12 protein-coding genes are annotated in these 15454 nt (G+C 46.4%); 4 read left to right on the top strand and 8 right to left on the bottom strand.

Features of this window, described 5'->3' with window-relative positions; translation table 11 throughout:
* Positions 1-141 precede the first annotated feature (141 nt).
* The 3 genes from J2Z66_RS31020 to J2Z66_RS31010 all read left to right on the top strand — a co-directional run bounded on the left by J2Z66_RS31020 (position 142) and on the right by J2Z66_RS31010 (position 3048).
* On the top strand, positions 142-1245 hold the full coding sequence (locus J2Z66_RS31020; RefSeq protein ID WP_209976639.1) for a peptidylprolyl isomerase: 1104 nt from the start codon (positions 142-144) through the stop codon (positions 1243-1245).
* 237 nt (positions 1246-1482) lie between these two features.
* The gene (locus J2Z66_RS31015) at positions 1483-2346 is read left to right on the top strand and encodes a class I SAM-dependent methyltransferase (protein ID WP_209976638.1); all 864 of its coding nucleotides are present in this window, start codon (positions 1483-1485) and stop codon (positions 2344-2346) included.
* Between the two features lie 3 nt (positions 2347-2349).
* Positions 2350-3048: an RluA family pseudouridine synthase gene (locus J2Z66_RS31010; protein WP_209976637.1), complete on the top strand. Its 699-nt coding sequence runs from the start codon at positions 2350-2352 to the stop codon at positions 3046-3048.
* Here the strand turns inward: J2Z66_RS31010 and J2Z66_RS31005 are convergent.
* Positions 3025-3429, bottom strand: a complete 405-nt coding sequence (locus J2Z66_RS31005; RefSeq protein ID WP_209976636.1) for a MarR family winged helix-turn-helix transcriptional regulator — start codon at positions 3427-3429, stop codon at positions 3025-3027. The two genes, J2Z66_RS31010 and J2Z66_RS31005, sit on opposite strands and share 24 nt — an antisense overlap.
* Positions 3430-3707: 278 nt before the next feature.
* Here J2Z66_RS31005 and J2Z66_RS31000 point away from each other — a divergent pair, with 278 nt between their 5' ends.
* Positions 3708-3875, top strand: a complete 168-nt coding sequence (locus J2Z66_RS31000; RefSeq protein ID WP_209976635.1) for a hypothetical protein — start codon at positions 3708-3710, stop codon at positions 3873-3875.
* On the opposite strand, the gene gyrA is transcribed toward J2Z66_RS31000, so the two are convergent.
* The 7 genes from gyrA to J2Z66_RS30965 form a co-directional block, all read right to left on the bottom strand.
* A complete protein-coding gene (gene gyrA / locus J2Z66_RS30995) occupies positions 3866-6301 on the bottom strand; it encodes a DNA gyrase subunit A (protein ID WP_376774519.1) in 2436 nt (811 codons plus the stop codon). The genes J2Z66_RS31000 and gyrA overlap by 10 nt on opposite strands.
* Before the next feature lie 32 nt (positions 6302-6333).
* The gene (gene parE, locus J2Z66_RS30990; protein ID WP_209976633.1) at positions 6334-8307 is read right to left on the bottom strand and encodes a DNA topoisomerase IV subunit B; all 1974 of its coding nucleotides are present in this window, start codon (positions 8305-8307) and stop codon (positions 6334-6336) included.
* A 30-nt stretch (positions 8308-8337) separates the two neighbouring features.
* Positions 8338-9330, bottom strand: a complete 993-nt coding sequence (locus J2Z66_RS30985) for an ABC transporter permease (protein WP_209976632.1) — start codon at positions 9328-9330, stop codon at positions 8338-8340.
* Positions 9323-10273, bottom strand: a complete 951-nt coding sequence (locus tag J2Z66_RS30980; protein WP_209976677.1) for an ABC transporter ATP-binding protein — start codon at positions 10271-10273, stop codon at positions 9323-9325. Before J2Z66_RS30980 ends, J2Z66_RS30985 begins: the two co-directional genes overlap by 8 nt.
* Before the next feature lie 31 nt (positions 10274-10304).
* Positions 10305-11126 (bottom strand): GDSL-type esterase/lipase family protein, encoded by an 822-nt coding sequence (locus J2Z66_RS30975; protein ID WP_312894845.1) that lies wholly within the window; start codon positions 11124-11126, stop codon positions 10305-10307.
* Positions 11127-11703: 577 nt separating this feature from the next.
* Positions 11704-13575 carry an ABC transporter ATP-binding protein gene (locus J2Z66_RS30970; protein WP_209976631.1) on the bottom strand — a complete coding sequence of 624 codons (1872 nt, stop codon included), beginning with the start codon at positions 13573-13575 and terminating at the stop codon, positions 11704-11706.
* Positions 13572-15350, bottom strand: a complete 1779-nt coding sequence (locus tag J2Z66_RS30965) for an ABC transporter ATP-binding protein (RefSeq protein ID WP_209976630.1) — start codon at positions 15348-15350, stop codon at positions 13572-13574. Before J2Z66_RS30965 ends, J2Z66_RS30970 begins: the two co-directional genes overlap by 4 nt.
* Positions 15351-15454: the final 104 nt, after the last annotated feature.

Below are 15454 nucleotides of genomic sequence, written 5' to 3'. Positions count from 1 at the left end.
TGCTATCAAAATACTGTAAATGATTAAATACTACATCTGTCAGGGAAATTCCTTTAATCTTTCAGGAAGAAAAAAAAGGATTTTCAACCTTTCCGGTGAAACCTATCTATATCTCGATTCGAAAGGTGGCAATTACATAACATGAAAGACAAGATGAAAGGTTTAATTGTAGGACTAACCATTGGAACCCTCCTAAGCGGTAGTGTGGTTATGGCAGCAGGCACAAAAATTGAGGTGAACTTCCGGAACTTGAAGTATATGTTTGACGGTGTTGAAAAAGCACCCAAAGAAGGCAAAGGCTTTATTTATGAAGGGAACACCTATGTACCTCTCCGTTTCATCAGCGAATCTCTGGGCAAGCCCGTAGAATGGGATGAAGCCAACAATACGATTTGGATGGGAAAAAATCCGAACCATATCGTAGCAACCTATAGAGGCGGCAAAGTAACCCAGAAGCAATTCGATACTTATTTGAACATTGAGAAGCTACTATTTGCAGGCTCCTACGAGGATACACCTGAATATAATCGAGAGGCACTCAATAATTTGCTGAGAGATGAGATTCTATACAGCCGTGCTTCTGCAACAATCAAGTCAAATGCCAAAAAATTAGCTTTGGAACATATCAAGGACTGGAAATCTTACTCTGATCAGTTTGCCAAAGATATCAAAGCTGCTAATGTAACAGAAGCTGACCTGGAGCTTTTCTTGACTCGTTATCAATCAGGTTTAGACTTCCTTACCTCAACTATCACAGAAAGCCAGCTTAAAGCCAAATATCAAGACAATCTCGCGATAGATAAAGACACCTACACCTCTGTCACTTTGCGCCACATTCTAATCGGTTTGGAGGATGATAACTACGAGCCTCTACGTACGGAAGCTGAAGCGCTAAAGCGGGCTCAAGAAGTCCAGACCAAGCTCAAAAACAAAGGTGATTTCGCAGCATTAGCCAAGGAATACTCTGATGATCCCGGATCTTCGGACCTCGGTGGATTAATTGAAGACGCCCCGTTAACGAGCTTTGTTGAGGAATTCAAAGTGGCTTCTTCAAAACTCCCTATCGGCACGATCAGCGATCCCGTCCTTACCGATTTCGGCTATCATATTATTAAAGTTGAATCCCGCGATATCCAAACCTTGGAGCAAGTAAAGGAAGATCTAAAAACAGAGCTGCTGGATGAGCTGCTTTCCAATTTTGTTCAAACTGAATTGCCTAAACTTCTTGAAAAATCAGACTTTTAAAATCAGAATTTTATAACCAGGTTTTAAACCATACTTACATGTATAACCTTGGCCCGTATAAGATGAAACATCCTGTTTACAGGGTTGTCCTGACAGCCCTCTGGAAAGAATAGAAGAGCAGCACCACTGTGCTGGCTTATTCTTGCACTACGTGACTCTACATGACCCGGTTACCCGCCGGGTCCCAAGAAATCAAATGAAGCTGAAAAGATTACAGCAAAAAGGATGGTTTACAGCATGTTCTATGCAGAAGATTGGACAGATTACGAGCTGCTCGATACGGGTGGCGGAGAAAAGCTCGAGCGTTGGGGCAGCTATGTACTCCGAAGACCGGACCCGCAGGTCATATGGCCTCTGGAGGAAAGCAGGCAGTGGCTCACAGCTGACGCTCATTATCATAGAAGTTCAAGCGGCGGCGGTCAATGGAAATACCGGAAAGAACTTCCGGACCGCTGGCAGATCACTTATGATAACAAGCTGACCTTCCACATCAAGCCAACGAGCTTTAAACATACCGGTTTATTCCCGGAGCAGGCCGTTAATTGGAAATGGATGATGGATAAAATCTCTAGTAGCGGGCGCCCCATCAAAGTGCTCAATCTGTTCGCCTATACAGGCGGAGCTAGCGTTGCCTGCGCTTATGCCGGTGCCGAGGTATGCCATGTGGATGCCTCCAAGGGTGTCGTGCAATGGGCCAAGGAGAATCTTCATCTCTCCGGTCTAGGCTCCCGTCCGGTGCGCTTCATTACCGATGATGTATTTAAATTCGTGCAGCGGGAGCAGCGCCGCGGCAGCAAATATGATGCCATAATTATGGATCCGCCCTCTTATGGACGGGGACCCGCGGGTGAAACCTGGAAGCTTGAAGATGATCTCTTCCCCTTCATTCAGTCCTGCATGTCCATTTTATCTGACAATCCATTGTTCTTGCTCATCAATTCCTATACGACAGGTATTTCCTCAACCGTATTGTCAAATATTCTAACCTTGGCCATGAAGCGTGAATTCGCTGGTACTATTACTAGTGGCGAAATCGGACTGCCGATTACACATTCCGGCTTAAAGCTTCCTTGTGGCATCTTAGGCCGTTGGGAGCAATAACGTATGGCAAGTATTCAGGTACTCTATGAGGATAATCATATCCTTGTCGTCGTCAAGCCTGTCAATATGCCGACTCAGGAGGATGAGTCCAGAGATCCTGACCTGCTGAGCGTCTTGAAAGCCGATTTAAAGCTTCGGCACGGCAAACCTGGCAATGTATACCTCGGGCTCGTCCATCGTCTGGACAGGCCTGTGGGAGGCGTTATGGTGTTCGCCAAAACGTCTAAAGCCGCTTCCAGGTTATCGGAAACCGTGCGCAGCCGATCTTTGGACAAGATCTACACCGCGGTTATCCATGGGAAGCTGAAGCATCCTCAGGGAACCCTCATTGATTGGCTGCTGAAGGATACGAAAACCAATACGGTTCATGTCGTCAGTGAAGGAAGTGCCGGGGCTAAGCAAGCCATACTCGATTACCAGCTATTGGGGAGCAAGGACGGCCTCAGCCTGGTCCGTATTAAGCTTCACACCGGACGTTCCCATCAAATCCGTGTCCAGCTGGCGGCTGCCGGGTCTCCGCTTTATGGCGACCAGCGTTATGGAAGCAGCGTGAATCGGCCTGGTCAGCAGTTGGCCCTATGGTCAACCGGGCTTGCGTTCGAGCACCCAACCTTGAAGGAGGAGCTCCGCTTTCGTTCACTCCCTCCGGAGCAGCATCCCTGGCAGCTCTGGCCGGAATTAATTCGCAACTTTCCCGAGTAAGTAAATCAGCAGTTTTTGATTATGAGCGGAAACGCGGCTCAGGTAGGCATTCAGCAGCTTGTCCCGAATGTCCATGCCTCGCTTGCATTCCGCTTTTCCTTTGTTTGTAACGTTGACCCAGACAACACGGCGGTCCTTCTCATCGCGTTCGCGGGCAATCAACTCATTTTTTTCCATCCGGTCGAGCAAAGTTGTAATAGCTGCCGGAGTCGTTGTCAGAAATTCAATCAGATCCGAAGGCTTCATTCGTTCCCCGGCAATCAGCAGCTCAAGCACATGAAGCTGTCCCTCCGTCAGGGTTGGTGCGAGCCCGGTCTCCATTTGCATTCTCAATTCCTTTGTTAACTTCGTCCATATTTTACCGAAATCATCCGTATACATCTTAGTACCCTCCCAAACCCTAACTTACAGGAAAGCTCCAAGAACAGCTCCGGAAACATCCGTCCTCAGGAACCTGTGTACAAGAAGTATAGCACTATTAAGCAGTGGAATAAAGATTAACGGCATTAATATTTTCAGACAAAAACCGCAGCGCATCAAGGAAAATGTCGATATTAGAGTTTACGGATAAGGAAAATGTCGATAGGCGCAGGATTAACCTTTTGCCAGGTGCCCACATATAATACTCATAGCAAACGGCCAAGAAGGGATGATGTGTTGTGGAGGCTTGGAAACTTGAGCTTGGGAAAAGGGCTTTGGAATTAGGCATAATAAAAGACCCGCAATGCCTGGATCGAATGGATGATCCAATGCCATTGTGGGCCGTAGTAGAGTTGGTTCTTCAGCTTGCAGATAAGCTGGATCCACCGTCTATCAGTTATGATTGAGGGGCTCTGAGAACCTCCAGTATGAAGTCTGTTTTTGTTACAGGTATAAGCTGCTTGCCCTGTGATTTGCGGTCCTCGAGCGGAGCCCTTTCCGTCGAAAAGCGAACCCGCTCCCCACTGGACATAATAGCCGTAATCACATAATCCATCTTGACAATAAAGGTGCGGATTAACGCCGAACCGTTTGGTTTGACACGCTTCCCTTCTTTGAATTCAAAGGTTGGTATGCCCTTGCCGCCGCGTCCTTGAAGCAGATAATCGACGACCAGCGATCGTTTCGCGAATCCAAGATCGGAGATGACCAGCACCTCGCCCTCATCCCCATAAATCCATTCCGCAGACACCAATTCATCGTCTGCCTTAAGTGCAATTCCCCGAACGCCGGCTGCCGCTCGGCCCATCGTATTGACTTCCTGCTCACGGAAGCGGATGCTCATTCCCAGCCTGGAAACTAACAAAATATCCTTTGTGTTGTCGCTGAGCTGGACATGAATGACCTCGTCCTGCTCAGCTACCTTACAAGCTACGATGCCACCGGAACGGTTGGTCATATACTCTTTGAGCTCTGTACGCTTAACCTGTCCCTTGCTGGTAACAAAAACTAGCGATTTATCAGGATCATCGAAACCTTTAATCGGAATGACTGCAGCAATACGATCCTCTTTGGGTATCGGGATTACGTTTACGATCGCAGTTCCGTTCTCTTTCCATTTGTATTCTGGGACCTGATGAACCGGCAGTAAATAATACTGGCCTCTCTTGGTGAAAATCAGCAGGCTTTCGATTGTATTAACATCGAGTAAAAAACGGATATAATCGCCACCCTTGACACCACTGCTCTCGAGTTCCCCGCCAGAGCGGGTAAAGGAAAGCTTACTCGTGCGTTTCAGGTATCCTTCGTTCGATAGCGTAACGAAAACGTCCTCCGGATTCACCATGACCTCCAGATTCACCTTCAGCTCCTCTACCTCGCCTTGAATCTCGGATCGGCGGTCAATGCCGAACTTTTTGCGGATTTCGCCCATTTCATCCTTGATGACAGACATCAGCTTCTTAAGGCTGCCGAGAATGCCGCGCAAATAAGCAATGGTTTTCTGTACATCGCGCAATTCCTTTTCAAGAGAGGTTATCTCCAAATTAGTCAGTCGATAGAGCTGCAGCACAAGAATTGCATCCGCCTGGCGTTCTGTGAAGCCAAACATCGCAACCAGATTATTTTGCGCGTCCTGGCGGTTTTTCGATGCTTTGATGGCCGCGATAACTTCGTCCAGAATGTTAAGCGCCTTAACCAGGCCTTCGAGCACATGGGCCCGATCCTCCGCTTTCTCCAGATCGAATTGCGAGCGGTTCGTCACAACTTCCTTCTGATGCTGGATGTACGCTTCGAGCATCTCTTTAATACCGAGCTGCCGGGGTGTTTTGTTGACAATAGCAACCATATTGGAATTATAAGTCACTTGAAGGTCTGTCTTTTTCAACAAATACGCCAGGATTCCCTGAGCGTCCGCTTCCTTCTTAAGCTCAATGACAATCCGCAGTCCGTTGCGTCCGCTTTCGTCGCGAACCTCGGCGATTCCCTCCACCTTTTTCTCCAGACGAATATTTTCCATGGCAGTAACTAGCCTGGACTTCACGACCTGATAAGGAATTTCCGTAATAACGATTTGCTGTTTACCGCCGCGCATATCCTCTATAGCCGTTTTCGCGCGTATGTAAATACGCCCTTTACCACTTAGATAAGCATCGCGGATGCCATCCTCACCCATAATAATGCCGCCTGTAGGGAAATCCGGCCCTTTGACGATGCCCATTATTTCCTCGAGCGTAATATCCGGTTTATCAATAAAAGCGATGCAGGCATCTATGATTTCACGCAAATTATGGGGTGGAATTTCAGTCGCAAAGCCTGATGAAATTCCGCTTACACCGTTCACGAGCAAATTCGGATACCTTGAAGGCAACACAACGGGCTCCTTCGTAGTATTGTCGAAGTTATCCTTGAACAAAACGGTCCTCTTCTCAAGATCACGCAGCAGCTCCATAGCAATCTCAGATAGACGCGCCTCTGTATACCGCATAGCAGCAGCAGGATCATCATCTTGCGATCCCCAGTTGCCGTGTCCGTCGATTAGCACGTGCCCCATCTTCCATGGCTGTGCCATACGGACCATCCCTTCGTAGATGGAAGAATCTCCGTGTGGGTGATAGTTCCCCATGACATCCCCAACCGTCTTCGCCGACTTCCGATAAATCTTGTCAGGCGTATTTCCGGCATCATACATCGCGTACAGAATTCTCCGTTGGACAGGCTTCAAGCCATCCCGGACGTCCGGAATAGCCCTGTCTTGAATAATATATTTGGAATAACGACCGAATCGATCCCCTACAACCTCTTCAAGTAACGCTGGTAAATATTTCTCCTCCATGCTCAATCTAAGTCACCACTCTTTTTTTATCTTTATTCCACATACTCCGTGAAATCCACATTCTCGATAATCCATCGTTTCCGTGGGTCTACCTTATCGCCCATGAGCGTCGATACCCTGCGTTCCGCCTTTGCCGCATCTTCAATTTGCACGTGCAAGAGCGTGCGTGTTTCCGGATTCATTGTCGTCTCCCACAGCTGATCCGGATTCATCTCTCCAAGTCCCTTGTAACGCTGCAGCTCCGTTGACTTTCCAAGCTCCTTGTTCAACGCCATTAGCTCGTCGTCTGTCCAAGCGTATCGGATCGTTGAGTTTTTACCTGCTTTTTTGGTCACCTTGTAGAGCGGTGGCTGTGCAATATATACTTTGCCCGCATCGATCAAAGGCTTCATGTAGCGGTACAGGAAGGTCAACAGCAGCACCTGGATATGGGCGCCATCCGTATCCGCATCGGTCATAATAATAATTTTGCCATAATTGCTTTCTTCCAGCTCGAACTCCGGGCCTACACCTGCCCCAATGGCGGCTATAATTGCTTTGTACTCATCATTTTTCATCACGTCGATCAATTTGGATTTCTCAGGGTTCATCGGCTTCCCTTTTAACGGCAGGATCGCCTGATGCTTCGAATCACGGCCCTGCTTGGCCGATCCTCCCGCTGAATCTCCCTCAACGATAAACAGCTCATTGCGGGCAAAATCCTTGGATTGCGCCGGGGTCAGCTTGCCATTCAGATTGGAGCTTTCGCTCCTTCCCTTTTTGCCGCTGCGGATTTCTTCGCGGGCTTTACGTGCTGCCTCCCGGGCTTTGGAAGCCTGAACGGCTTTTTTCAGCATCATCTGGGCAACCTGCGGATTCTCTTCAAGAAAGACCGCCATTTGCTCCGAAACAATCGCATCAACTACACTCCGTGCTACTGCACTGCCTAGCTGATCCTTAGTCTGTCCAACAAATTCAACTTCGCCCATCTTAATATTAATAACGGACATCATACCTTCCCGCAGGTCAGTACCGTCCAGGTTCTTTTCCTTCTCTTTGACAAGACCAGCCTTGCGGGCATATTCATTCATTACACGTGTGTAAGCTGTCTTGAATCCTGTCTCGTGTGTTCCGCCTCCGCGTGTTGGAATTGAATTAACGAAAGAGGCAATCGTCTCCGTATATCCATCGTTATACTGCAGGGCCACCTCAACCTCAATATCATCCTTCTCAGAGGCAAAATGAATCACATTGTGAAGCACGGTCTTGTCTTCATTCAGAAAAGCAACGAATTGACTGGCCCCTCCTTCATATTGGAAGGTATCCTGCTTGTCTGTACGCTCATCCTTGATCGAAACCTGCAAACCGGAATTCAGGAAAGCAATTTCCTGCAGACGTTCTGCCAGCGTTTCATAATGGATGGTTGTCCCCCCCTGAAACACTCTTTTATCAGGTTTAAATGTAACCTTTGTACCGGTCCGGTTTGTGTTCCCGATGACCTCCAAGCCGCCAACTGGCTCGCCAACATGCTCCTTGCCGTCCTTATCGATCCAATATTCGAACCGCTGCTTGTGAATTTTGCCGTCCCGGTATATCTCTGCTTCCAGCCATTCAGACAGCGCGTTCGTTACCGACGCGCCCACACCATGCAGACCACCGGATTTCTTATACCCTGAACCTCCAAACTTGCCGCCGGCATGAAGGATGGTGAAAACAACCTGTGGTGTTGGAATGCCTGTCTTATGCATCCCCGTAGGAATACCCCGCCCATTATCCTGTACCGTTACAGACTGATCTTTATGAATTGTCACTTGGATTTTCGAGCAGTATTTAGCGAGATGCTCATCCACTGCATTATCCACAATTTCCCAGATTAGATGATGAAGTCCTGAAGTGCTCGTGCTGCCGATGTACATCCCTGGTCTTTTACGAACCGCAACAAGCCCCTCCAGCACCTGAATGTCATCAGCATTGTAATCCGATTCACGGGTAGCTTGATTCGCAAATTGTTCTAGCTGATCGGCCATTAAAGAGCCTCCTTTTAGTCATAACAAGTATTAATTATAAATATCCTTTCGGGTAAAGACCGAGAAGGAAACAAGCAATGAAGCAATGGCCCATATGGCAAGCACACTTAGCGAAAAGGCAAGATTCATACCTTCAATTGGCGGAGTGTCACCTGTCAAATAATCCGTAAGCTCCAGGTTAACCATAAACAAATACTTTGCCGTCTCCCATGAGGAAACCATATTCGAAAGAATGGTTCCAGATATCAGAACAGCAAGCATAATTCCCATACCAGCCGCCGTTGAGCGCACCAGCACTGAAAGCATCAGCGATATGAGGGCTACAACAAGAGCCGAAACCCAGACAAGACCGAATTCCATCACAATAAACAGCCATTGACTGACAGCCCTGACATGACTGAAATCTACTTCTCCCCCGTTTACCTGCATGCCTATGAAGACTGGTAAATCCCATCCTCCGTAACCAAAAACACTACCTGATATAAGATAACACAGGAGTCCTGTGGCAAGCACAACCAGAGATGTAAATAGTACGAGTGTAATTAACTTGCTCATTAGGATTTTCCACCGTCTGACCGGTCTTGTCAATAATAATTTAATCGTACCCGTAGAATGCTCTGATGATACGATGTCTGCGGAAATAACCATAATGATAAGCGGGATGAATAAACCTACCGCATTTTTCACAAATTCGCGGGTGAATGTGACCGCATTCGGAGAGCTGGGATTTACATCTTTCTCCAAATAATACGTCGCGATTTCTATTTGTGCTTTCAGGTTCATCTTCCATTCATCAGGAATCCGCGAGCTGCCAAGCCGCTTCTGCATATCGTTGATGCTCTGCCGCTGATCTACCTTCCAGTCTGTCGTGCCAAACTGCTTCTGAGCATTCTGAGCCACTTTCATTTGTGCGTATGTAAAGATCGGAATTAGAGCGAGTAGGATTAAAATAATCACGTAGAAACGTTTCTTTTTGATCATTTTTATACATTCGTTCTTAACAAGTGCATACAGATTATTCAATTCTCTCACCCTCCGTAAGGCTCAAGAACAAATCTTCGAGCGTTGGGTTTTTTATTTCAACAGCATACAGCCTAATCCCTGCTTCCATCAGCAGACGGCTCAGCTCAGGCACCTGTTCATCCTTCATTTGCGTGACGATTTGCCTGATATCCGGGTCTGTTAACCTTGGAGCAATCCCGCTTCCCTCGATAGCTTGTACAAGAGATGACGCCTTCATCAAAGTCTCTGCCTGGTCACCGGGTGCTACCGTCCAAACGATTTTGTTTCCCGCCTTACTGATCAGGTCCTCTACCTCACCCACCTGAATAACCTGGCCACGGCTTATAATAGCTACTCTATCGCACATCTGTTGAATTTCCCCAAGCAAATGGCTGGAAACGAATAAGCTGAGTCCACCTTCGGCAAGCTTACGGATAAATTCGCGCATTTCCTTAATCCCCTGAGGATCGAGACCATTGGTAGGCTCATCGAGAATCAGCAGCTTAGGCCGTCCCAGAAGCGCCTGAGCGATTCCCAGCCTTTGTCTCATACCAAGTGAATAGGTCCGGACCTTGTCCTGAATTCGTTGATCCATCCCGACAATCTCCACTACCTCCTGAATGCGCCGTTCATCGACATCCGGAAGCATTCTGGCGAAGTGCTCCAGGTTCTCCCAGCCTGTCAAATAAGAATAGAGCTCAGGGTTTTCCACTATACATCCCACATATTGTAACGCTTCGTTATGATTCTTATGTACATCATAGCCACATATCGAAATAGAGCCCTCGGAAGGACGAATCAAATCCACGAGCATCCGGATCGTCGTTGTTTTGCCGGAACCGTTAGGTCCTAGAAACCCAAAGATTTCACCCGCATACACCTCAAAGGAAATCCCTTTAATGATTTCTTTATTCTTGATTGTCTTTTTGACATTACTGACCTTAAGTACAACCTCAGGCTCCATCTTCTGCTTCGGCACCCTGAATTCCTCCTTTCTACTTCAAAATTTGGGCAATTCGATCAGCAATACGCTCATAACCATCCTGATTAGGGTGAAAATGATCCGACGGCGACAAATATTTAATCAAATTCCGCTCAAATAAATCATAAGTAGGAACCAGTACCATATTGGAATACCGATTGGTCACTTGAAATACGCTGTCATTCCATTTCTGTACAACAACCGAGCCTTCCCGCTCAGGGTCTAAATCTAAAAAAGGATGGTAAAGACCTACATAGAAAATGATAGCCTCTGGACTAGCCTTATGAATCAGGGTCAAAATTTGCTCCACTTTCCCAAGTGTTGGCTCCAATCTCTCCTCGGCTGCTTTAACGTTAAATTCTTCCCAGTTATCACCACTAAAAATACCTTCGCCGCCTTGAAAAATATCATTTGCACCAATCGTTAAAACTACGACATCAGCATCAGCTAAAGCATCAGTGGTATTAGTCTGGGATAAATCCTCCAGCAGTTGATCCGCCCTGTAACCCGGAATGGCCAAATTATTAGTTACATAAACCGGCTTGCCTGTCTGTTTCTCAAGCTTTTCCCGTACACGTCCTACATAGCCCCCCTTGCCTGCACCATCTCCTGTTCCCGCGGTCAAGGAATCCCCTAAAGCAACAATTTCCAGCTTATTTTTCACTTCTACAGCCTGATCCGGCTGCTGCTTGGATGGTGTAACAATTAAATCACTGGAAGCCGCGCTGGGAAAGAGAATCTGCCCCGAAGCATAAATAAAGCCTCCTACAAAAAGCAAAGTTGCCAGGGACGCAGTTACACCCACTATCCCCCATGTCATGCGTGATGTCTTCACGTTGAAGCCCCCTATACTCTTAATACCAATGAATTAACTTTAAGAGTAAAGCTTCTTGAATCAATTTGCAACCTAGGGACTTGTGCTTGACATTACATCGGACCAATTATTGCAGATGCAATAGATGGGCAATGTGACTTGGCAGCGGAATTGAAAATCCGAAAATCAAAGACATCCTAAGGGGACTTCGCCGGTAAAAATGTAAATGGAATCAGAGCGTTCCCATGCATTAGAGAAAAACCCTTGCTGGCTGTCCGTTTGAGCTAGGTGTTCGTGTGATTCGTGCGATTGTAGCTAAAGAGAGGGAATGGCTGTGCGCGGAAGAGCGGTAGCGTCTGCCTTTAAAGATTTGTTCCTGCCTCCTCATCCATTCCAATTAAGGGAACCAATCTTTAACAGCGGCTGGAACACACAGCCATTCTCTCCGCAACGCACTCAAGTCACGAACACGCACCTCAAAGGACGCCGCGAAGCGTTTTTCTCATTAAAGAAAAGTCAAAAAAACCCCTCCCTGCTTTAGCAGAGAGAGGTGCAAACATTTTAATACACTTTAGAGACGACTTGTGTCTAAGATCGATCAAACTGCGTCCTGGAGATACTTATATTGTGCCTGAATGAGGCCGTAGTAGATCTTTTGCTGCTCCATCAATTGTTCATGACTGCCGCTTTCCATCACTCTGCCATGATCGAGCACGATAATTTTATCACAATTACGAATGGTCGATAAACGGTGAGCTACGATAAAGGAGGTTCGCCCAGCCAGCAAAATTTTCAGCGCTTCCTGAATTTTCAGCTCAGTCTCCGTATCAATGCTCGCTGTCGCCTCATCCAAAATAAGAATACGCGGATTGGCCAGAAGTGCGCGGGCGAATGAAATCAACTGACGTTGGCCCATGGAAAGCATGTTGCCCCGCTCCTCAACCTCTGTATTAAATCCGTGCGGAAGATTCATGATGAAATCATAAGCATCCACAGATTTAGCCGCTTCCTCCACTTCTTCATCTGTAGCTTCCAGACGGCCGAAGCGGATATTATCGCGGATCGTTCCCGAGAAGATAAAGGTATCCTGCAGCACGACACCTACCTGTGAACGTAAGCTTTGAATCGTAACATCACGAACATTTTGTCCATCGATGAGCACTTTGCCTTCAACTGGATCGTAAAAGCGGCACAATAGATTCATGATCGTACTTTTACCAGAACCCGTATGGCCTACCAGTGCAATCGACTCGCCGGCCTTAACATCCAGATTAATCCCCTTCAGTGCAGGTCTGCCCTTCTCATATTCAAAGACCAAATTCTCAAATTTGACGTTTCCTTGAATGCTTGGGAGCGCTTTGGCACCTGGCTTTTCAGCTACGGAAGGCTCTTCGTCGATCGTTTCAAAAATTCGTTCTGCTGAAGCCATAGCAACCAAAAGCTGGGAATACATTTGTCCCATACGGTTGATAGGCTCCCAGAAATATCCGATGTACGTCGCAAAAGCAACCAAAAGCCCGATTGTAATTTCCTCTGATTTAATGAGATTAGCACCCAGCCAGAAAAGAATACAATAACCGATAGCACCCGTCACTTCAATAATCGGCCCGAATGCTTGGTTCAATGCAGAAGCTTTGTTCCAGGCGGAGCGGTTGTCGACGTTCATGTCCTCGAAGTAATCGATATTTTCTTTTTCCTGCGTATAAGCTTGAGTTACCCTGATTCCTTGAATACATTCATTCAAATGCGAGTTGATTCTCGATTGTTTGATTTGTACTACCTGCCAAGCCATGCGTATTTTCTGACGCAGTTTTGTAGAGACAAGAAACATGATAGGAACCGTGATGATAATCGCAGCACCCAGCTTGAAATTAATCGAAAGTAAAATAACGATGATACCCAAAAGCTGAACACAGTCAATCATTAAATTGACGACACCATTTGTAAATAAGTCCTGCAGAGAGTTAATATAATTCGTAACCCTGACTAGCACGGAACCCGCAGGTCTCGTATCAAAATATCGGAAGGAAAGCTTCTGAATATGACTGAACAGCTCATGCCGCAAATCAAAGATCACTCGTTGACCAATTGCATTCGTATAACGGATCCGATACACGTTAGCAAGCCACTGGATAATATACACAGCCAGCATAGTGCCAACGAGAATAAGGAGCAGCTTGACGTTCTCACCTTTTATTGCATTATCAATGGAAAAACTGATTAGCAGCGGCACGGTCAGCTTCGTAATAGCACCAACAATCATCATAATAATGATAATCGGGAGAATTTGCTTGCTGTATGGCTTCATATAGCCGGCCAGCCGCTTCACTTGCTTCCAGTCAAAAGGCTTGTCGAACAGCTCGTCATCCTGATAAACAAAACGCTGCTGCTGCTCCTTCTGCTTGGAAGCTTGTTTGAGCTCAGCTTCAGTAAATAAAGGATCGTCGCTTTGCTTAGATGAAGTACTCAATTGGCCAACCTTCCTTCTAACTGAGTTTGATAGCTGCGGGTTTCCGGACGGTCTGCATACTGGATATTATAGGTTTCCCGGTATGGACCTTCCTGCTCTAAGAGTTCATGATGCTTTCCACGCTGCACAATACGTCCTTCTTTCAACACAATGATTTCATCAGCATGCTTGAGCGAGGAAATACGGTGAGCAATAATAAAGGTCGTTCTGCCCTGCATAACCTCCTTGAAGCCTGCTTGAATCTCCTGCTCGGTTTCCATATCTACGGCGCTTGTAGCGTCATCGAGAATTAGAATTTTAGGATCCTTAATCAGGGCTCTGGCTATAGCAATCCGCTGCTTTTGGCCGCCTGATAAACCTAATCCTCTTTCTCCCACAATTGTTTCATAACCTAAGGGCAGCTCCATAATAAAATCATGCGCTTTTGCCAGCTTGGCCGCGTGAATGATCTCTTCCATCGTCACATCTTTCCTGCCATAAGCAATATTGTTCCGGATGTTGGAGGAGAACAGAAAGGTTTCCTGGAACACTGTAGCAACCTGCTTCCGCAAGCTGTCTACCTTAATGTCTTTAATATCTGTACCATCCAGCGAAATTGAACCGTCCTTAACGTTATAAGCTCTCATTAAAAGACTGACCACGGTGGTTTTACCAGATCCTGTCCCGCCTAGTAAACCGATTACTGAACCGGCAGGCGCATGGACTGAAAAATCATATAACGAAGGCTGCTTATCCGGATAGGCAAAGGTCACATGATCCATGACCACATCCCCTTTTACATCCTTGGCCTTTAATTCAATCGAATCCGGATGATCCTTGACATGCACATATTGATGCAAAATTTCCAGAATCTTTTCACCCGATGCTTTGGATTGGGTAAAGTTATTGATTTGGAAGCCAAGTCCCCACATAGGACCGATAATGTACCAGATTAAGCTGAAAAATGCGACCAGCTCACCAAGTGTCATTTGACCCCTTATAACCATGAAACCCCCGACTCCTAGCAAAATGACTACACTAAGGTTCGCAAGTACTTCCATTACCGGAAAGTATTTAGCCCAAATACTGGCCGTCTCAATGTTATTGGCTTTGAAATCGTTGTTACGAATCGTAAATTTATCAACCTCATGCGGTTCTCTGGCAAAAGACTTTACTGTACGTACCCCAGTGATGTTCTCCTGTACAGCAGTTGTCATCGTGCTCATCGATTGGCGAACCATACGAAATGCCGGATGTACCTTGCCTTCGAAACGAATTGCGGTAAACGCCAGAAATGGCATTGTAACCATGGTTAACAGCGTAAGCTGCCAATTAATCGTAAACATCATCGACATTCCAAAAATCAGCATCAGGAACACATTCAGAATTTGTGCAAAGCCGAAGCCAATAAACTGGCGAATCGCTTCCAAATCGGCCGTTAAGCGTGACATCAAATCTCCTGTTCTAGCCTGATCGTAATACTGAAAAGATAAATACTGAAGCTTTTTGTAAAGAGCAGTTCTCATAGAATGAGCTACCCTGTTGCCGAGTCTCCCCCCCGTAAATCCATGAAGAAATTGCAGCAGTCCTTTGAAGGATACGACCACTACTACAAAAATCGAGAGCATGGGGACTAGCTCGAATTGACGCTTGGCGATCACTTCATCAATTAAATAACGAAGCAAATTCGGATACACCAAACCTAGTGCCGTTGCAGCTATCAAACAGAAGATAGATACGAACAAAAGCTTTTTTTCTGGCCAATAAAATGATTTCAATTGCCTAAATACGTCCACTCGGGACACCCTCCTTAAGCGGGCTAAATTGGTAATAAATTGCGTTTGCAATTTATCTTTATGAATAGTAACATCATCCCCTGCAGGGAGCAATCAGAGGATAT

Source organism: Paenibacillus eucommiae (genome assembly GCF_017874215.1).
Taxonomy (GTDB): domain Bacteria; phylum Bacillota; class Bacilli; order Paenibacillales; family NBRC-103111; genus Paenibacillus_AI; species Paenibacillus_AI eucommiae.
Note: the sequence above shows the minus strand (reverse complement) of the source record. Positions and strands in the feature narration are given on the sequence as shown.

Coding starts and splice junctions, on each gene's coding strand:
- J2Z66_RS31020 (WP_209976639.1), top strand. CDS start 142: ATGAAAGACAAGATGAAAGGTTTAATTGTAGGACTAACCATTGGAACC.
- J2Z66_RS31015 (WP_209976638.1), top strand. CDS start 1,483: ATGTTCTATGCAGAAGATTGGACAGATTACGAGCTGCTCGATACGGGT.
- J2Z66_RS31010 (WP_209976637.1), top strand. CDS start 2,350: ATGGCAAGTATTCAGGTACTCTATGAGGATAATCATATCCTTGTCGTC.
- J2Z66_RS31005 (WP_209976636.1), bottom strand. CDS start 3,429: ATGTATACGGATGATTTCGGTAAAATATGGACGAAGTTAACAAAGGAA.
- gyrA (WP_376774519.1), bottom strand. CDS start 6,301: ATGGAGGAGAAATATTTACCAGCGTTACTTGAAGAGGTTGTAGGGGAT.
- parE (WP_209976633.1), bottom strand. CDS start 8,307: ATGGCCGATCAGCTAGAACAATTTGCGAATCAAGCTACCCGTGAATCG.
- J2Z66_RS30980 (WP_209976677.1), bottom strand. CDS start 10,273: ATGGAGCCTGAGGTTGTACTTAAGGTCAGTAATGTCAAAAAGACAATC.